General features: G+C 74.0%; 15 protein-coding genes. 8 read left to right on the top strand and 7 right to left on the bottom strand.

What is annotated here, in order from left to right; genetic code table 11:
• The first annotated feature begins 104 nt into the window (after positions 1-104).
• Both ACL02U_RS13805 and ACL02U_RS13800 read left to right on the top strand, forming a co-directional pair.
• Positions 105-662 (top strand): hypothetical protein, encoded by a 558-nt coding sequence (locus tag ACL02U_RS13805; protein WP_412791076.1) that lies wholly within the window; start codon positions 105-107, stop codon positions 660-662.
• A 13-nt stretch (positions 663-675) separates the two neighbouring features.
• Positions 676-1,047, top strand: a complete 372-nt coding sequence (locus ACL02U_RS13800; protein ID WP_412791075.1) for a hypothetical protein — start codon at positions 676-678, stop codon at positions 1,045-1,047.
• Positions 1,048-1,260: 213 nt separating this feature from the next.
• Here the strand turns inward: ACL02U_RS13800 and ACL02U_RS13795 are convergent, their stop codons facing one another.
• Positions 1,261-1,905, bottom strand: a complete 645-nt coding sequence (locus tag ACL02U_RS13795) for a response regulator (RefSeq protein WP_412791151.1) — start codon at positions 1,903-1,905, stop codon at positions 1,261-1,263.
• Between the two features lie 95 nt (positions 1,906-2,000).
• Positions 2,001-3,719 (bottom strand): ATP-binding protein, encoded by a 1,719-nt coding sequence (locus ACL02U_RS13790; protein WP_412791074.1) that lies wholly within the window; start codon positions 3,717-3,719, stop codon positions 2,001-2,003.
• A 191-nt stretch (positions 3,720-3,910) separates the two neighbouring features.
• Between ACL02U_RS13790 and ACL02U_RS13785 the strand changes: the two genes are divergently transcribed.
• Positions 3,911-5,323 carry a cation:dicarboxylate symporter family transporter gene (locus ACL02U_RS13785; protein ID WP_412791073.1) on the top strand — a complete coding sequence of 471 codons (1,413 nt, stop codon included), beginning with the start codon at positions 3,911-3,913 and terminating at the stop codon, positions 5,321-5,323.
• A 239-nt stretch (positions 5,324-5,562) separates the two neighbouring features.
• On the opposite strand, the gene ACL02U_RS13780 is transcribed toward ACL02U_RS13785, so the two are convergent.
• A complete protein-coding gene (locus tag ACL02U_RS13780) occupies positions 5,563-5,949 on the bottom strand; it encodes a DoxX family protein (RefSeq protein WP_412791072.1) in 387 nt (128 codons plus the stop codon).
• A gap of 360 nt (positions 5,950-6,309) precedes the next feature.
• Between ACL02U_RS13780 and ACL02U_RS13775 the strand changes: the two genes are divergently transcribed.
• Positions 6,310-7,233: an RNA polymerase sigma-70 factor gene (locus ACL02U_RS13775; protein ID WP_412791071.1), complete on the top strand. Its 924-nt coding sequence runs from the start codon at positions 6,310-6,312 to the stop codon at positions 7,231-7,233.
• Between the two features lie 109 nt (positions 7,234-7,342).
• Here ACL02U_RS13775 and ACL02U_RS13770 read toward each other — a convergent pair whose 3' ends face one another.
• Complete coding sequence (locus ACL02U_RS13770) at positions 7,343-7,972, bottom strand: TetR/AcrR family transcriptional regulator (protein WP_412791070.1); 630 nt, start codon at positions 7,970-7,972, stop codon at positions 7,343-7,345.
• Between the two features lie 130 nt (positions 7,973-8,102).
• On the opposite strand from ACL02U_RS13770, the gene ACL02U_RS13765 reads away from it, so the two are divergent.
• Complete coding sequence (locus ACL02U_RS13765) at positions 8,103-9,857, top strand: MFS transporter (RefSeq protein ID WP_412791069.1); 1,755 nt, start codon at positions 8,103-8,105, stop codon at positions 9,855-9,857.
• A gap of 208 nt (positions 9,858-10,065) precedes the next feature.
• Here the strand turns inward: ACL02U_RS13765 and ACL02U_RS13760 are convergent, their stop codons facing one another.
• The gene (locus tag ACL02U_RS13760; RefSeq protein WP_412791068.1) at positions 10,066-11,169 is read right to left on the bottom strand and encodes a hypothetical protein; all 1,104 of its coding nucleotides are present in this window, start codon (positions 11,167-11,169) and stop codon (positions 10,066-10,068) included.
• A 339-nt stretch (positions 11,170-11,508) separates the two neighbouring features.
• Here ACL02U_RS13760 and ACL02U_RS13755 point away from each other — a divergent pair, with 339 nt between their 5' ends.
• From ACL02U_RS13755 to ACL02U_RS13745, 3 genes are all read left to right on the top strand, one after another.
• Entirely contained in the window at positions 11,509-11,937 is a 429-nt protein-coding gene (locus tag ACL02U_RS13755; protein WP_412791067.1) for a MerR family transcriptional regulator, read from the top strand.
• Entirely contained in the window at positions 11,934-12,266 is a 333-nt protein-coding gene (locus ACL02U_RS13750; RefSeq protein WP_412791066.1) for a thioredoxin family protein, read from the top strand. Before ACL02U_RS13755 ends, ACL02U_RS13750 begins: the two co-directional genes overlap by 4 nt.
• A gap of 120 nt (positions 12,267-12,386) precedes the next feature.
• Complete coding sequence (locus tag ACL02U_RS13745; RefSeq protein ID WP_412791065.1) at positions 12,387-14,672, top strand: HelD family protein; 2,286 nt, start codon at positions 12,387-12,389, stop codon at positions 14,670-14,672.
• Here the strand turns inward: ACL02U_RS13745 and glgB are convergent.
• Both glgB and ACL02U_RS13735 read right to left on the bottom strand, forming a co-directional pair.
• Positions 14,647-17,238, bottom strand: coding sequence for a 1,4-alpha-glucan branching enzyme (gene glgB / locus ACL02U_RS13740; protein WP_412791064.1), 2,592 nt, complete (start codon positions 17,236-17,238; stop codon positions 14,647-14,649). The genes ACL02U_RS13745 and glgB overlap by 26 nt on opposite strands.
• 29 nt (positions 17,239-17,267) lie before the next feature.
• Positions 17,268-18,680, bottom strand: a complete 1,413-nt coding sequence (locus ACL02U_RS13735; RefSeq protein WP_412791063.1) for a maltokinase N-terminal cap-like domain-containing protein — start codon at positions 18,678-18,680, stop codon at positions 17,268-17,270.
• Positions 18,681-18,895: the final 215 nt, after the last annotated feature.

Here is an 18,895-nt window from a genome sequence, read left to right as displayed (position 1 = left end):
TTGACTCCTCGCACACCGACTGCTTCGCGGGCCGACCACCCGTGCAACGGTCGTGAAACGTACAACTGCCCGGATACTCCGGGTCTCGAAGGTGGGGGAACACCTTGAAGTCCAACCGCACCACCACGCTGGCCGCAACCGTCGTCGCGGCAGCGGTATTCAGCACCGGCCTCTCCGGTGCCGCCATGGCCGCCGACCGCACACCCTCGGCTGCCACCGACTCAAGTGCTCTCACGGTTGCGGCTGTCCGCGCCTCTGAGGATGCTTCTGCGGAGCCCTCGAGTGAGGAACAGGAACTCATCGATGCCCTGACCGTCATCGACGCGATGCCGGCAGGCGTCGCCGAGCAGGGGGACGCGGTGGTGCAGGCCTACCTGGCGAAGCACCTGCCGAGGAAGCAGAAGATCGCTCTGGCCGGCTGGTGGCAGACCACCAAGTGCGTTGCCGCGATCACCATGGCCGTGGCCAGTGCCGCCGTTCCGGCCGCGAAGATCCTCAAGCTGAAGGCGTTCATCAAGAAGGCCGGCAGCGTGAAGGAAGCCGCTTACCTCCTGATCCGCGTGGCCAAGGGCGAGGAGAAGCTCAGCGAACTCGGCGCGACGCTCGGCGGCCTCGCGGGTTCGATCATCGGAATCGACAGCATTGCCAGGCACTGCAGGTGAAAATGGGGGAACAATGACCAGCAAGCAGGAACTGACGGTGCTGATCACACCGGTGGGAGCCGAGGTTCAGCAGGAGTCGACGGCGCTGGCCGGCGACGGCCGGGACGCCAAGGCGATGTCCCGGCTGCGCAAGGCATCGGGGCTCGGACTGGCCGACGCCCGGGTGGCCTTGGAGTTTCTGACATCCGGCCGCCGGCTGCCGGTGGACTGTGCGCAGGCCCTGGCCAATCTGCGGTCCATGGATCCGGAATTGTTCACCGAGCTGAGTTCCCTGCTCGTCCGGGACGACACAACCGCCGCCATCAAGTTGCTGCGCGAGCGTACGGACGTGGACTTGGCCGGTGGCTACCACCTGATCCAGGAAATGGCACGGCAGAGAGGCTAGTTCGCCGGGCGCGGAGGTGGGGCCGGCACCGGCCGGTGCCGGCCGGTGCCGGGCGGTGTCGCCTCGGGCGCTCATGAGCCTGCCCGGTCCCTGCCCGAACAGCCGGGCCCGGGCAGTGCTTCTGCACCGCGCCGACAGGACTCCTCCAGGGGCCCGTCGGCCGCACGGATGGAAGTACTCCCCGAGTGGGCGGCCGAATCCGGACACCGGATTTCACGCCGGGGGCGAATGCCGTCCCGTGCCCCCGGCCCGCTCCCAGCGGTAGACCAGTTCCGGCCTGCCCACCTGCCCGTACACGGGGTTCCGGGCGGCGAGGCCGGTGCCCGCCAGGTGCTCCAGGTACCGCCGGGCGGTGATCCGGGAGATGCCCACCGCCTCGGCGAGCCCGGCCGCGGTCAGCCCGGCCTCCGCCGCGCGGAGCGCGTCCGTCACCCGCTCCAGGGTCGGCGCGCTGAGGCCCTTGGGGAGCGCCGCGGGGGAGGGGGCCCGCAGCGCGGCCAGCGCCCGGTCCACCTCGTCCTGACCGCTCGCCTCACCCGCGGTCGCCCGGAACTCCGCGTACCGCAGCAGCCGGTCCCGCAGCGTGCCGAAGGTGAACGGCTTCAGGACGTACTGCACGAAACCGAGCGACACGCCCTCCCGTACCACCGCCAGGTCCCGCGCCGACGTCACCGCGACCACGTCCGCGTGATGGCCGGCGGCCCGCAGCGACCGGGCCAGTTGCAGGCCGTGCACGTCCGGCAGGTGCAGGTCCAGCAGCAGCAGGTCCACCGGGGTGCGTTCCAGCACGCGGCGCGCCTCCGCGCCGGTGCGGGCCCGGCCCACGACGGTGAAGCCCGGCACCCGCCCGACGTACATCACGTGCGCGTCCGCGGCGACCGGATCGTCCTCCACGACCAGGACCCGGATCGGCTGCTCTCGACCGGTCGGGCTCGGCTGCCGTCCGCCGCCGGTCACGCCCGGCCTCCCGCCGCGGAGCACCCGGCGGCCCCCACCGTTCCCTCGGTTCCGTCGGTTCCGTCGGTTCCCTCGGTTTTCTCGGCGGCCCCCACCGAGTCCTCGGCGGCCGGTGCCGTCAGCGGAAGCCGCACCTCGAACTCCGCGCCGCCGCCCTCGGCCCGCGCCACGGTCAGCGCGCCCCGGTGCCGGTGCACGGCCTGCCGGACCAGCGCCAGCCCCAGCCCGCGCCCGCCCGGACCGGCCGGCTTGGTGGAGAAACCGCGCCGGAAGACCGCGTCGGCGCGGTCCGGGGCGACGCCCGCTCCGGTGTCGGCCACCCGCAGCACCAGGTCCGCGTCCTCGGTCAGCGCGGTCACCGTGACCCGCGCCGGAACACGGCCCTGCGCCGCGTCGACCGCGTTGTCGATCAGGTTGCCCAGGATGGTCACCAGGTCCCGCGCCGGCAGGCTGTCCGGGAGCAGTCCGTCGTCCAGTCCGCCGTCCTCGGACACCACCAGCTCCACTCCCCGCTCGTTGGCCTGCGCGGCCTTGCCGAGGAGCAGCGCGGCCAGCACCGGTTCGCCCACCGCGGCCACCACCCGGTCGGTGAGCGCCTGCGCCAGCTCCAGCTCGGCGGTCGCGAAGTCCACCGCTTCCCGGGCGCGGCCCAGTTCGATCAGGGAGACGACGGTGTGCAGCCGGTTCGCCGCCTCGTGCGCCTGCGAGCGCAGCGCCTGCGTGAAGCCGCGCTCCGAGTCCAGCTCGCCCATCAGCGACTGGAGCTCCGTCACGTCCCGCAGGGTGACGATCGTCCCGCGGTGCTCCCCGCCGGACACCGGTGAGGTGTTGACGGCCAGCACACGGTCCGCGGTCAGGTGCACCTCGTCGACCCGCGGGCCCGACGCCAGCAGCGCGCCGGTCAGCGGGGCAGGCAGCCCCAGGTCCGCGACCGACCTGCCCACCACGTCCTCCCCGGGGGCCACCCCCAGCAGCTCGCGCGCGCCGTCGTTGACCAGCGCGATCCGGTACCGCCCGTCGAGCAGCAGCAGCCCCTCCCGCACGGCGTGCAGGGCCGCCTGGTGGTAGTCGTGCACGCGGCTCAGCTCGGCCGCGTTCATGCCGTGGGTGTGGCGGCGCAGCCGCGCGTTGACGACGTACGTGCCGATCGCGCCCAGCGCCAGCGCGGCCCCCGCGACGCCGATCAGTGCCGCCACCTGGCCCTGCACCCGCTCGCTGATCGCCTCCACCCTGATGCCGGCGCTGACCAGGCCGATCACCCGGCCGTCCGGGTCGACGACGGGGGTGACCGCGCGGACGGACGGGCCGAGGGTGCCGGTGTAGGTCTCGGTGAAGGTCTCGCCGTGCTGCGCCCGGCCGATGTGACCGAGGAAGTGGCCGCCTATCCGGTCCGGGTCGGGGTGGGTCCAGCGGATCCCCTGCGGATCCATGATCGTGATGAAGTCGACGCCGGTGTCGTGGGTGACGCGCAGCGCGTACGGCTGGAGCTGCCGCGTCGGCGCGGCGGTGCCGATCGCGGCGTGTACGGAGGGCGAGTCGGCGACGGTGCGGGCGACCGCCCTGGCGTGGCGGCCCGCGGCCGCCTCGGCCTGGCCGCGGTCGCTGAAGTAGGTGAACAGCGCGTACCCGGCCACCACGACCGCGATCAGCACGGCCTGCATGGCGAACAGCTGCCCCGCCAGGCTGCGGGGTCTCGTCGGGCGGGGCAGGCGCATGGCGTCAGTGTGCCTCTCGGCGGGGGAGCGAACCACGCCAGTGTGCCGCCCTTCCCTCCCGGCGCGAACCGAACGAGGCGTGAACTCAATGAACGCAAGGGTGACCGCGCTCACAGGGCGGGAGAAGGTCTCTGCACTCCCCGTCCCCCCGGGAGAGCCCGGTCGTGAGCCGCACGCCGGTGTTGCCGACGATGACGTCAAGGAGGGCAGCCGTGGCCGACGCCAGCACTTCCCCTACGGCACCAGCCGCACCCCCCGCGAAGCGGGACCGCACCCACTACCTCTACCTCGCGGTGATCGTCGCGGTGCTCCTGGGCATCGCGGTCGGTTTCGCGGTCCCGGACTTCGCGAAGGAGCTCAAGCCGCTGGGCAAGGGCTTCGTCGCCCTGATCAAGATGATGATCTCGCCGATCATCTTCTGCACCATCGTGCTGGGCGTCGGCTCGGTACGCAGGGCCGCGAAGGTCGGCCGGGTCGGCGGCCTCGCGCTCGGCTACTTCCTCGCGATGTCGTTCGTGGCGCTCGCCCTCGGCCTCCTGGTCGGCAACATCATCCACCCCGGCAGCGGCATGCACCTGACGGAGGCGGTCAGGGGAGTCGGCCACGAGCAGGCGCAGGCCGCCGCCGAGGGGCCCGTCGACTTCGTGCTCGGCATCATCCCGACCACGCTGGTCTCGGCGTTCACCGAGGGCGAGGTGCTGCAGACGCTGCTGGTCGCCCTGCTGGTCGGGTTCGCGCTGCAGGCCATGGGCCGCGCCGGCGAGCCGGTGCTGCGCGGGGTCGAGCACCTCCAGCGGCTGGTCTTCCGCGTGCTGGCCATGATCATGTGGGCGGCGCCGATCGGCGCGTTCGGTGCCATGGCCGCCGTCGTCGGCAGCACCGGCGTGGACGCGCTGAAGGCACTCGGCACGATCATGCTGGGCTTCTACACGACCTGCGTCCTCTTCGTGTTCGTCGTGCTCGGAGCCCTGGTGCGGGTGGTGACCGGCGTCAGCGTGCTGCGCCTGTTCCGCTACCTCGGCCGGGAGTTCCTGCTGATCCTGTCGACGTCCTCCTCGGAGTCGGCGCTGCCGCGGCTGATCGCGAAGATGGAGCATCTGGGCGTCAGCCGGCCCGTCGTCGGCATCACCGTGCCGACCGGCTACTCCTTCAACCTCGACGGCACCATGATCTACCTGACCATGGCCTCGCTGTTCGTCGCCGACGCCCTGGACCAGCCGATGAGCATCGGCCAGCAGATCGGGCTGCTGCTGTTCATGATGGTCGCCTCGAAGGGCGCCGCCGGTGTCACCGGCGCCGGACTGGCCACGCTGGCCGGTGCCCTGCAGTCCCACAAGCCCGCGCTGGTCGACGGCGTCGGCCTGATCGTCGGCATCGACCGCTTCATGAGCGAGGCCCGGGCGCTGACCAACTTCGCGGGCAACGCCGTCGCCACCCTGCTGATCGGCACCTGGACCGGCGAGGTCGACAAGGACCGGGTGAGCCGGGTGCTCGCCGGTGAGCTGCCGTTCGACGAGACGACGCTGCTGGACGAGCAGGTGCAGGCGGCCCCGGCCGTGCCGCCGCAGCGCGGCGACGGCGAGAAGGAGCCCGCCCTGGCCTGAAACGCCCAGGGGCCGGGCGATCCGGCCCCTGGGAACCGCCTCCAACCCCGGGCGGCCCCGCCCGGGAACCCCCGCCCCCACCGGATGGGCTGCCGAGCGGGCCGCCTCGCCGGCCGGGCCGTCCCGCCGAACGGGCCGCCCCATGCCCCGGGCACCCGGTCCCGCCTGAACCCGGACCGGGTGCCCGGCCGCGTACCGGCGGCCGCCGTCCGCCGCGAGCGAGGAACACCCGGCGCCGGTCAGCCGGTGAAGGACTCGGGGCCGAAACGGCCCCAGACCAGGAACAGGGCCAGCGCGAGGTAGACCAGGTCACCCGCGATCGTCGCCCGCTCGCCGCGGCGGAGGCGCACCGTCAGCGCGCCGACGAACAGCAGCACCAGCCCGGTCGCGGCCAGCGGCACCAGAACCGGCGCGATGCCGAGAGCGCCTGGCAGTATCAGGCCCGCCGCCGCCAGCAACTCGACGGCGCCGAGGGTCTTGAGGGCCCCGGGACTGAAGTCCTCGACCCACCCGGTGGCGGTTCCGCCCAGGGCCGCGATCTTCTCCTTCGGCACGAACATCTTGGAGCTGCCGGCCAGGCAGACGGCGGCCATCAGTCCGGCGACGATCCAGAGTGCGAGGTTCATCTTCAGCTCCTTGGTCGAGAATTGCCTGCTGCCCCTGGGACGAGACGGCGCCGCCGGCTGTGACATCCCCGGGCATCCGAGTCCGGGACGCGGCACGCCCGTGTCACCGGGTGCGGGGCCGCCCCGGCCCCGGTGCGGCCGCCGGAGGGCCGCCAGGGGAGGACCTCGTCGCGGGCGTTGCGCGTCCCGCAGACGGACGGCAAGATCACCGGGACGGGGCCGTAACCGGACTGGATGGGGCCGTACCCGGACCGGACGGGGCCGTACCCGGACCGGACGGGAACGGTGCCCGGACCGGAAGGGGCGGCGCCCGGACCGACGGAGCGGTGGAGGGCGAGGCGAACTCGCGGAGGGGGCGGCATGGGCAAGGTCGAGGAGTTCCAGGAGTTGCGGCCGCTGCTGTTCTCGATCAGCTACCGGCTGCTGGGCAGTGTGAGCGAGGCCGAGGACGCGGTGCAGGAGACCTGGCTGCGCTTCGACCGCTCGACGACCCCTGCCGCGTCGGTCAGGGCGTTCCTGTCCGCCACGGTGACGCGGATCTCGATCGACGTGCTGCGCTCCGCGCGGGTGCGGCGGGAGCAGTACGTGGGCCCGTGGTTCCCCGAGCCGCTGTTGAGCGATCCGTACCAGGACCCGGCGCGCTCGGCGGAGCTGGCCGACTCGGTGTCGATGGCGGCGCTGATCCTCCTGGAGCGGCTCAGCCCCCTGGAGCGCTCGGTGTTCGTGCTGCGGGAGGTGTTCGGCTTCGGGTTCGGCGACGTCGCCTCGGCGGTGGGGCGTTCGGAGGCGGCGTGCCGGCAGCTTCTGGTACGGGCGCGGCGGCACATGGAGGCCGGGCGGACACGCTTCGAAGCGGACCGCCGGAAGCGGCAGGAGCTGGCGGAGCGGTTCTTCGACGCCCTCCGCGAGGGCGAGGTCGCCGGCCTGAGGGAACTGCTGGCCGCCGACGTGCAGATGGCCGGGGACGGTGGCGGCAGGGCGCCGCAGCTGGCCAGGGCCGTCGTCGGCGCCGAGAACGTGGCCCGGCTGCTGGCCTCCGTCTTCCCGCTGCTGCCCCGGGTCGACGTGAAGTGCGAGCCGCAGGAGGTCAACGGCCAACCCGGCGCCGTCTTCCGGGACCGGGACGGCAGGGTGCTGCACGTGCTGGCCCTCGACGTGCTCGACGGGCGGATCCGGACCATCCGTTCGGTGATCAACCCCGACAAGCTCGGCCACCTCGGACCGGTTGCCGACGCCTGGGCCGTCGACGGTGAGGTGAGGCGGGCACGCCGGCAGTCGGAGTGATCCCCCGGGGGGCCGGGTGCGGGCGTCGGCCCGTACCGGTGCCCCCGGCGGGGCGGGGACGCTTCGCGCCTGACCGGGCCCGCGCCCCGGGGAGGGCGGCCCTCCCGGGCTATCGGCCCAGCTCCGCCACCAGTCCGGCGGCGCGGGTGGCGGGCACGCCGGCCGCGGTCAGTACGGTGACCGCGGCGGAGCGGCCCGCCTCCCGCGCGTCGAGCAGCCCGTCGTTCACCGCCTCGGTCAGCGCGAAGAGGATCTGCTCGTGCACGTAGGCCAGGGCCGGCGCCGGCAGCGGCGAGGTGAAGACGCCCTCGTCCAGTCCGCGCTGGAGCACCCGGACGCTGTTCTCCCGCACCGGCGCGAGCCGCTCCCGCAGCCCCTGCACGGTCACCGTGCGCTGCGCCAGCGCGACCAGCAGCCGGTAGCGGTCGGCGATCTCCCAGACGGCGAGCACGGACCGGGCCACCGCCTCCGCCGGGTCGCCGACGCCCTCGCGGCTCGCCGCGTGCGCGGCCGCCACCGTCTCCAGCGCCCCGTCGACCAGCGTGCTGATCAGCGCCTCGCGGTTGGGGAAGTGCCCGTACACCGTTCGGCGCACCACGCCGGCGGCGCGCGCGATCTGGTCCATGGACGCGTCGGGGTCGCGCAGCAGCTCGGCCAGCGCGACGTCGAGGATGCGGCGGCGGTTGGCGTCCGCGCGGGACGGACTGCCCGTGGCGTTACCCGTGGTCATGGCAGCCATTCTGCACGTCCCTCCATTTGCACATCATTGTGCAGCAGCGTACATTGCACACTGTTGTGCATTTGCACGCTCGTGTGCAAGTCGTGGCGTGCTGCCGAACCCCGTACGTCCTAGGAGGGCGACCCCTGCCATGCGACTCGTGATCACCGAACCGGTCGAGAGGATGGAGGGCCCCTACCGGCGGCGCTGGTGGGCCCTGCTCGTGCTCTGCCTCAGCCTGCTGATCATCGTGATGGCGAACACCGCCCTCACCGTCGCCGCGCCCGCCATGACCCACGACCTGGGCCTGTCCAGCGCCGACCTCCAGTGGGTCATCGACGGCTACACCGTCCCCTACGCCGCGCTGATGCTGCTGCTCGGCGCGATCGGCGACAAGTACAGCCGCCGCGGGGCACTGATCCTCGGACTCCTCGTCTTCGGCGGCGGCGCCGTCTTCGGCAGCCTCGCCGGCAGTTCCGCCGCGGTCATCGCCGCCCGCGCCGTGATGGGCGTCGGCGCGGCGCTGATCATGCCCGCCACGCTCTCGCTGCTCGCCGCGACCTTCCCCCGGGCCGAGCGCGCCAAGGCCATCACCCTGTGGACCGCCACGGCCGGGCTCGCCATCGCCGCCGGGCCGCTGGTCGCGGGCGCGCTGCTGCAGAACCACGGCTGGTCCTCGACGTTCCTGATCAACGTCCCGGTCGCGGCCGCCGCACTGGTCGGCGCCCTGGTGCTGGTGCCGCCGTCGAAGGCCGACCACCACGACCCCATCGACCACGTCGGCGGAGCGCTGTCGGTCGCCTGGATCGGCGCGCTGGTCTACATGATCATCCAGGGGCCGCACTTCGGCTGGGGCCCCAAGGCGATCACCGCGGCCGCCGTCGCCGGAGCCGGCCTCCTGGCCTTCGTCCTGTGGGAGCTGCGCCACCCGCGCCCGGTCATCGACGTCCGCCGCTTCGCCGACCGCCGCTTCGCCGGCTCCAACCTCGCGGTGGCCCTGTTCTTCCTGGCCGTCTTCGGTGCCTTCTACTACCTCACCCAGCACCTCCAGTTCGTGCTCGGCTACAGCGCCCTCGACACCGGCCTGCGGATGCTGCCGCTGGCCGGAGCGGTCTTCGTCGGTTCGGCGCTGACCGGCTACCTCACCCCGCGCGTCGGCATGAAGTGGACGGTGGGCGCGGGCATGGTCGGCGGCACCGCCGCCCTGGCCCTGCTGACCCGGGTCGACGGCGGCTCGGGCTACGGCGACTTCGTCGTCCCGCTCGTGGCGCTCGGCCTCGCCATCGGGCTGGCACTCTCGCCCTGCACCGACGCGATCATGGGCTCCTTCCCCGAGGCCGAACTGGGCGTCGGCGGTGCGGTCAACGACACCTCGCTCGAACTGGGCGGCTCGCTGGGCATCGCCATCCTCGGCTCGCTGCTCGGCACCTCCTACGCCGACCACCTCGCCGACGCCACCGCCGGCAGCAAGCTCCCGCCGGGCACCCTGGCCACCGCGCAGGACTCGGTCGGAGCCGGGTACGCCGTCGCCCAGGGCATCGGGGACAAGGCCCGGCACCTCGCCGAGCAGGCGGCCGCCGCGGGCGACCCGCAGCAGGCCGCGCAGCTCAAGCAGCAGGCCGACCAACTCGCCGCGGGCGCCGGCCGGATGGCCGACGCCGTCGGCTCGTCCTTCTCCGACGCGGTCGCCCACACCAGCCTGGTAGGCGCGGTGATCCTGGGCGCCGGCACGCTGCTCGTCGCCGTCCTGCTGCCGAGCCGGTCGCAGCGGTCCGGGAAGTCCACCGCCGGGACGGACACGGAAACGGAGGCGGGAACGCGGTCCGAGGCGGGAACGCGGTCCGATGCGGGAGCGCGGTCCGAGGCGGGGGCGGAACGCGAATCCGCCCCCAGCAGCGCCCGCTGACCACCCGAGCCGCAGGCGCACGGTCCAGCCGAGCCGAGCCGCCCCGCGGCTCGGTCGCCGGCCGGTCGCCGCCCTCCGGCCGGGACAGGCCGGTCGCGGCCGGTCGGTCGCCGCAGGTCAGTGGCCGCCGGTCGGTCGCCGCAGGTGGGTCGCGGTCGGCGGGTCGCGGTCGGCCGCCTGCCGGCTGCCGCCATCCGTCCGCCGTCCGTCAGGCCGTACGCATCGGGTCCGCCGCCCCGAGCGTGCCCGGCTGCCGCCGGAGCCCGGCCGGGAAGGCGGCGGTGTCCGATTCGCCCACCAGGTTGTTCGCACTGAGCAGGTTCCCGCCGCCCGGAAGGCCGAGGGAGGTGCGGAGCTTCCCGATGCCGGCGTCGCGGACCGAGACGATCAGGGTGTACGCCGGCTGCCCGGTGATGGTGTTCGAGGAGTCCGTGGGAGCCTGCAGCTTCGTCATCACGGTGTTCGCGTCGTACCCGGGGCACAGGATCAGGGTGGGCAGGGTGACGGAGGCGCTGCCGCCCTCCGACAGGTCGATGCCGTTCGGGTCGGTACCGCCGTTCCGAGCGGACGAACCCCAGGTGACGGGCACACCGTGCGCCCCGCCGACCAGGCCGTCCGGGCCCTCGATCTCCACCGCGACGCCCTCGCCGCCGAGGGTGCGGGACACCTCCAACGCTCCCTTCGGGCCCGGCGCGAAGAGCAGGCCGACGCTGAAGTGGCCGGGGTCCGCCCCGCTCTCCCGGAGGTACCCGAGGCTGCCCAGCTTCAGTTGCGGGCCGGCGGCGGGGTGGGCGCCGGACTGCGGCGGGGCCGGCTCGGAGGCGGTCGCCGGCAGCGGGAAGTAGTGGTAGCCCCTGGTCCCGCAGCGGTCCCCGTCGGTGACCCCGCCCCCGGTCAGCGCCACGGCCTCGGCCGGACCGGAGGCGTCCGGCTCCGAGCCCGTACCGCCGCCCGACGGGAACAGGTGGAGCTGGAAGGCGCCCAGGACCACGACGACCCCCGCCGCGATCCAGGGGACGGCGCCCCGCAGCCACCCCCCGACCGTGCCGCCCTTCCAGCCGCGCCCGCGCCCGAGCCCTCGTCGCCGCGGTCGGGGCTGGGGCCGGGCCTGGACCCGGGCTTCCGCCTCGGCCTCCTCCCGCAGCCGCCGGGCCACCATCCGGGCGCGCGCGGACGGCTCCTTCGGCGCGGCGGCTCCGCTGCCCTCGACCGTGTCCCGCAGGAAGGCGTCCCACTGCTCGTCGGATATGCCCGAGGGCTCGTCCGGGTCTTCGCCGGGACCTTCTGCGGGCGGGGGCGGAACGGTACTCACGCGGGAACCCTTCACTGGGCCGGGGGCGGGGCACCGTCATGATGCCGTACACCGCCGACAGGCCCCGTCCCCGGCCGTCGCGCGGGAACCCGGCGCGGCAGCCGCCGACATCGGGCCGGGGGAGGGCGCCGGGGCCCGCACCGTGCCCCGAGGGCCCGCGCGCCGGGGCCCGCACCGTGCCCCGAGGGTCCGCGCGCCGGGGCCCGCACCGCGCCCCGAGGGTCCGCGCGCCGGGGTGCAGGCCCTCGGGGCGTGGCGCGGGCCCACCGCTGCCGAGGCGGGGCGGCCGGCCCGTTCGGCCTTGCCCTGACGTCGGCGTCAAGGCGTACGTTCGTCCGCATGCGCATCGGCGAACTGGCCGCCCGGGCCGGAACCACGACCCGGACGCTGCGGTACTACGAGTCCCGGGGCCTGCTGCCCGCACGTCGCGACGGCAACGGCCACCGCACCTACGACGAACGGGACCTGCGACTGCTGGAGCAGATCCGGACGCTGCAGGACTTCGGGTTCGAGCTGGAGGAGACCCGGCCCTTCGTGGAGTGCCTGCGCGCCGGGCATCCCGAGGGCGACGCCTGCCCGGCGTCGGTCGCGGTCTACCGGCGCAAGCTGACCGAGCTGGACGCGCTGATCGGTGAGTTGAGCGGGGTGCGGGCGACGGTGGCCGCGCAGCTCGACCGGGCCGAGCGGGCGATGGGTGCGCTGGCCGCCGAGGCGCTGGGTCCGGGAGGTCCGGAACCCGGGTGCGAACTGGGAGGGCAGGAAACGTGATCAGAGTCGCGGGAGTCGAGACGGTGACCGACGCGGACTTCGCCGAGGAGGTGATCGGGGCGGACCGGCCGGTGCTGGTCGAGTTCACGGCCGACTGGTGCCCGCCATGCCGGCAGATGGGGCCGGTGCTCGCCGCGCTCGCCGAGGAGGAGGGCGGCCGCTTGAAGGTGGTCCAGCTCGACGTCGACACCAACCCCGAGACCACCAACGCCTACAAGGTGCTCTCGATGCCGACCTTCATGGTGTTCCACCGGGGCGAGCCGGTGAGGGCGATGGTGGGTGCCCGGCCGAAGCGGCGGCTGCTGGAGGAGCTGGCCGAGGTGCTGTAGTCCGGCCGCACCCACGAGAAATCCCCCGGGCAATTGCGCTCGGGGGATTTCGTTGCGTATATTCGATGATTCATGCCCTCAATGGAACGAAGGCATAAGCAAGTTCAGTGGGCACAGTATATGCGCGCGGGAGTGGAATTGTCAAACATCGACTTTCCGGACGATGAATTGCGGAGCGAACAGGAATTCATCGACGGGCTGTACGCGCGCGTCGACGCCCTGCGCGGCGAGACCGAGTCGTCCGTCTCGGACGCGCTCGCGCAGGGCCACACCCCCCGGCAGGCCCGACTGGAGCGGGACATCCTGGTCACCGAGCGCTCGGGACTGCTCGCCGCGCTCAACGCGGTGGAGGGCTCCCTCTGCTTCGGCCGCATCGACCTCACCTCGGGCGACAGCCACCACATCGGCCGGATCGGCCTGCGCGCCGACGACACCGGCCGCACCCCCCTGCTGATCGACTGGCGCGCCGACGTCGCCCGGCCCTTCTACCTGGCCACCGGCCACACCCCGCTCGGGCTGCGCCGCCGCCGGCACCTGGGCACCGAGGGCCGCCGGGTCACCGCCCTGCACGACGAGATCCTCGACCTGGGCGACCGGGAGCGGACCGGCCACGAGGACCCGACCGGCGACGCCGTGCTGCTCGCCGCGCTGAACTCCGCCCGCACCGGCCGCATGAACGACATCGTGCAGACCATCCAGGCCGAGCAGGACGAGATCATCCGCGCCCCGCACCGCGGCGTGCTGGTGGTCGAGGGCGGCCCCGGCACCGGCAAGACCGCGGTGGCCCTGCACCGGGCCGCCTACCTCCTCTACGAGCACCGCGAACTGCTCGCCAAGCGGGCCGTGCTGATCGTCGGCCCCAACCCGGCCTTCCTCGGCTACATCGGCGAGGTGCTGCCCTCGCTCGGCGAGACCGGTGTCCTGCTCGCCACCGTCGGCGAACTGTTCCCCGGCGTGCGGGCGACCGCCGCCGACACCCCCGCCGCCGCGGCCGTCAAGGGCCGCGCCGCCATGGCCGACGTGCTGGCCGCCGTCGTACGCGACCGGCAGTCCCTGCCCGACCCGGTCGTCGCCGTCCCGCACGAACGCGAGGTCCTGCTGCTCGACGACGGCCTGGTACGGGTCGCCCGCGACCGCACCCGTGCCCTGGGGCTGCCGCACAACGCCGCCCGCGAGGTCTTCGAGGGCCACGTCCTCAACACCCTCACCGAGCTGTACGCCGAACGCGTCGGCACCGACCCCTACGACGGCACGATGCTGCTCGACGCCGCCGACCTCACCCAGATCCGCGACGAACTCGGAGAGAACCCCGAGGTCTGGTCCGCCGTCGAGCAGCTGTGGCCGCGACTCACCCCGCAGCGGCTGGTCGCCGACTTCCTCGCCGCCCCGGAGGGGTACCTCGGCGAGGAGGACGCCGCCGCCGTCCGCCGCCCGGTGACCCGTGCCTGGACCACCGCGGACGTGCCGCTGCTCGACGAGGCCGCCGAACTCCTCGGCGAGGACGACCGGCCGGCCGAGGCCCGCGCCCGGCGGGCGCGGGAGACCCGGATCGCCTACGCGCAGGGCGTCCTCGACGTCTCCTACGCCTCCCGCACCTACGAGTTCGAGGACAAGGAGGAGGACGACCCGGAGGCCTCCGAGGTCCTCTCCGCGCACGACGTCATCGACGCCGAGCGGTTCGCCGAACGGCAGCAGGAGCAGGACCACCGCAGCGCCGCCGAACGCGCCGCCGCCGACCGGACCTGGGCGTTCGGGCACATCATCGTCGACGAGGCGCAGGAGCTGTCGCCGATGGCCTGGCGGCTCCTGATGCGCCGCAGCCCCACCCGCTCCATGACCCTCGTCGGCGACCCGGCGCAGACCGCGGAGGCGGCCGGCGTCGGCTCCTGGGCGGACATCCTCGACCCCTACGTCCAGGACCGCTGGACCCACACCCGCCTCGGCGTCAACTACCGCACCCCCAGCGAGATCATGGCGCTGGCGGCGGCCGTCGTCCGCGCCGAGCAGCCCGGCTTCGCACCGCCCGCCTCGGTCCGCTCCACCGGCGTACCGCCCTGGGTGCGCGCCACCGACGACCTGCCCGGCGCGGTCGGGAAGGCCGTCGCCGAACTGACCCCCGCCGAGGGGCGGCTCGCCGTCATCGCCCCGCGCGGGCTGCACCGGTCGCTCGCCGCCCGCCTGGACGGCGTGACGGCCGGCGCCGAGCCCGACCTCACCCGGACCGTCGTACTGCTCGACGCCCGGCAGGCCAAGGGCCTGGAGTTCGACTCCGTCCTCGTCGTCGAGCCGGGCCACTGGGGCACCAGCGACCTCTACGTCGCCCTGACCCGGGCCACGCAGCGGCTCGGCGTGCTGCACACCGGCACGCTGCCCGAGGGGCTCAGGCGGGCCGCAGCCACACCGTAGCCAGCGGCGGCAGGGTCAGCCGGATGCTCGCGGGGCGGCCGTGCCGGCCGAGCGGCTCCGGCTTGACCGGGTCGGGGTTGGTGACGCCGCTGCCCCCGTAGCGGGCGGCGTCGGTGTTGAGGACCTCGCGCCAGGCCGGTATCTCGTCGGGGACGCCGAGAAGGTAGTCGGGCCGGACGACGGGGGAGAAGTGCGACACCGCCAGCAGCGGACCGCCGTCGGCGTCGAACCTCAGGAACGCGAACACGTTGTCCTCGGCCGCGTCCCCGACCACCCACTGGAAGCCGTCCGGGTGCACGTCCCGCTCCCACAGGGCGGGCGTGGCCCGGTACACCGCGTTCAGGTCGCGCACCAGGTCGCGCACGCCCCGGTGGTCGGCCTCCGCCCCGTAGTGCGGGTCGAGCAGCCACCAGTCCGGCCCGTGCTGCTCGGACCACTCGGCGCCCTGGGCGAACTCCTGGCCCATGAACAGCAGCTGCTTGCCCGGATGGGACCACATGAAGCCCAGGTAGGCCCGCTCGTCGGCGCGCTGCTGCCACCAGTCGCCCGGCATCTTCGACACCAGGGAACGCTTGCCGTGCACCACCTCGTCGTGCGAGATCGGCAGCACGTAGTTCTCGCTGTAGGCGTACACCATCGAGAAGGTCATCTCGTGGTGGTGGTAGCGGCGGTGCACCGGCTCGTGCGACAGGTACTGCAGCGAGTCGTGCATCCAGCCCATGTTCCACTTCAGCCCGAAGCCCAGCCCGCCGAAACCGCTCGGCCCCTCGTGGTGGGTGGCCCGGGTGACGCCGTCCCAGGCCGTCGACTCCTCGGCGACCGTCACCACCCCCGGCACCCGGCGGTACACGGTCGCGTTCATCTCCTGCAGGAACGCCACCGCGTCCAGGTTCTCCCGGCCGCCGTGCGCGTTCGGCACCCACTGGCCCGGCTCGCGCGAGTAGTCCAGGTAGAGCATCGAGGCGACGGCGTCCACCCGCAGCCCGTCGATGTGGAACTCCTCGCACCAGTAGACCGCGTTGGCCACCAGGAAGTTGCGCACCTCGCGCCGGCCGAAGTCGAACTCCAGCGTCCCCCAGTCGGGGTGCGCCGAGCGCAGCGGGTCCTCGTGCTCGTACAGCGGGCGCCCGTCGAACTCCGCCAGCGCCCACTCGTCGCGGGGGAAGTGCGCCGGCACCCAGTCCATCAGCACCCCGATCCCGGCCCGGTGCAGCCGGTCCACCAGGTACCGGAAGTCGTCCGGAGTGCCCAGCCGGGCCGTCGGCGCGTAGAAGCCGGTGACCTGGTAGCCCCAGGAGCCGCCGAAGGGATGCTCGGCGACCGGCATCAACTCGACGTGGGTGAAGCCCAGGTCCGCGACGTACGCCGGCAACTGCTCGGCGAGGTCGCGGTACGTCAGCCCGGGACGCCAGGACGGCAGGTGCACCTCGTACACGGAGAACGGCGCCTCGTGCGCGGGCCGCTCGGCGCGCCGGGCCAGCCACTCCCCGTCGCCCCACCGGTACGCGGAGGACGTCACGACGGACGCCGTGTCCGGGGGGACCTGGGTGCGCCGGGCCAGCGGGTCCGCGCGCAGCGTCCGCGAACCGTCCGGCCGGGTGATGTCGAACTTGTACAGTTCGCCGTCGCCGATGCCGGGCACGAACAGCTCCCACACCCCCGACGAGCCCAGCGACCGCATCGGCCAGCCGGTGCCGTCCCAGAAGCTGAAGGAGCCGGTCACCCGCACACCGCGCGCGTTCGGCGCCCACACCGCGAAACGGGTGCCCGGCACGCCCTGGTGGACCGTCGGGTGCGCGCCGAGCACCTCCCAGAGCTGCTCGTGCCGTCCCTCGCCGATCAGATGCAGGTCCAGCTCGCCCAGCGTGGGCAGGAAACGGTAGGCGTCCTCGGTCTCGTGGACCGCGTCCCGGTAGCCGATCAGCAGCCGGTACTCCGGTACCTCGCGCAGCGGCAGCAGCCCGGAGAAGAAGCCGTCCCCGTCGTCGTGCAGCCGGGCCCGCAGGTCCTCCGCGTGGACCGTGACGGACTGCGCGTACGGACGGAACGCCCGGAAGACCACCCCGCCGGGCGCCGGGTGCGCGCCCAGCACGGAGTGCGGGGCGTGGTGGGTGCCGTCGAGCAGCCGGGCGCGGTCGGCCGCGTCCAGGGCGGGGGAGACGGCGACGGGTACGGGCTCCGGCGCGGTGCGCCGCCCGGCCGCCTCCGGCGCGGACGGCTGCCGCACGGCCGGCTCCCGGCCGGGCCGCCCGCCCGTGCTCCCGGTCGTGGTCCTATTGGCGGCCGCCTTCTTCGCCGTCGCCTTGCCGGCCGGGGCCTTCCCGGCCGTGGTCTTCCCGGCGGCCGCCTTCTTCGCCGTCGCCTTGCTGGTCGTCGCCTTCTTGGCGGCCGCTTTCTTGGCCGGGGCCTTTTCGGGCGTGGCCTTCTTCGCGGCCGCCGTCGGCTCGGCTGCCGCCTTGCCGGGCGCGCGGGCCTTTCCCCCGGCCGTCTTCCCGGCCTTCTTCTCGGGCATCCTGCCGGCCGTCTCGTTCGGATCCGGGCCGCTGGTGGGAGGGCGGGGAGTCACGGGTGCAGCCTCCTCGGGCGAGGGTCGGGTCAGATCAGGTCTGAGGTGGCGTACCGCTCGATCGCGGCCATCGGCACCGGGAGCCAGTCGGGGCGGTGCCGGGCCTCGTAGAGGACCTCGTAGACGGCCTTGTCCGTCTCGTAGGCCCGCAGCAGCACCGGCTCGGTGCGCGGGTCGCGGCCGCAGGCCTCCGCGTAGCCGGTGCAGAACGCCGACCGGCAGGCGTGCGCCCAGTCCGGGTCCGGCGGGTCCGCCGAGTGCGCGGCGTAGTCGAAGGAGCGCAGCATCCCCGCCACGTCCCGCACCGCCGACTGCGGCATCCGCCGCTCGGCCATCGGCTTGGCCGGCTCCCCCTCGAAGTCGATCACCGACCAGTCCCCGGACGGCGCGCGCAGGCACTGCCCGAGGTGCAGATCGCCGTGCACGCGCTGAGCCGTCCAGGTGTGGCCCTCGGCGGCGAGCGCGGACAGCGCGTCGAAGGCGGTCCGCAGGCCGGGCGCGTGAGGGCGCAGCGCGGGCACCGCCTGCACGGCGGCGTCCAGCCGTTCCCGCATCCCCTCGGCCAGCGGCTCCACCTGCGCGTGGCCGAGAGTCACCGTCGGCAGCGCGCGGGCGAGCGCGGTGTGCACCTCGGCGGTCGCCCGGCCGAGCGCCCGGGCCTCGGCACTGAAGTCCTCGTGCTTGGCGAGCTGCCGCAGCGCGAGCTCCCAGCCGTCGGCGGCGCCCTGCAGGAACGGCTGCAGCACACCGAGCACGTACGGCTCCGGGTGGTCCGCGGAGATCTCCCCGAGGTCCGCGCGTATCCAGGCCGTCGGTGCGGGGACCCGGGCGCAGCCCTCGCGGGCCAGTGCCAGCGGCAGCTCCAGGTCGGGGTTCACGCCGGGCACGACCCGGCGCAGCAGCTTCAGAATGAACGTATCTCCGTAGACGACCGACGAATTCGACTGCTCGGCGGTCACCATCCGGGGCACCAGCCCGGGGCGGATCTCCTGGTGCGGGTCCCGGTCGAAGCGGAGCCCGCCGATGCGGGCCCGGGAGCGCAGGGCCTCCAGGAGCACCTCGGCGGGCCGGGTGTCGTGCAGTGCGTCGTACACGGTGCGTCCGGCGAGCGGGCCCCGAGCGACATGGCCGATGAGCGCGGGCGCCAGCCGGGGCGGCAACGCCTCGCGCACCCCTATGAGCAGCTGGTAGCAGTCGGCGGGGTGGGCGACCGCGCCCGGTACCGGCACGCTGGGCTGATGGGCGCGCACCAGCACGTGGTACAGCCCCAGCCGGGCGCTCACCGGCAGCAGCTCGGTGGCCGCGACCAGTGAGAACCCGGTGACCGGCCGGCCCTTGCCGGCGAACCACCGCTGTCTGGGCAGCCACTCCCGCAGCAGCGGGTCCAGTGACGCGAGCAGGCCGGGGCTGGTGGTGCCGGACTCGGTGACCGTTTCCGCCATGGCGTCACGTCCTCTCCCCCGCGAGGGGTCGGGGTGTTACTGATGCGTGCCCCGGGCGGCGCGGGGGAAACCGCCTCGCCCGGGTGGGCCGCGCACCGGGGCCGCCGGTCGTCCCGGAGGTCCGCCGGCAGCCGCGGGACCGGCCGCGGGAGGTGCCGCGGGCGTTCCGCCGGACGCCTCCCGGCGCCCGGCGGAACGTTCAGGCGTCGGTGCGG

This window comes from Streptomyces sp. MS06, assembly GCF_047200655.1.
Lineage (GTDB): Bacteria > Actinomycetota > Actinomycetes > Streptomycetales > Streptomycetaceae > Streptomyces.
The sequence above is the reverse complement of the archived record's forward strand: the minus strand, read 5'-3'. Positions and strand labels throughout refer to the sequence as shown.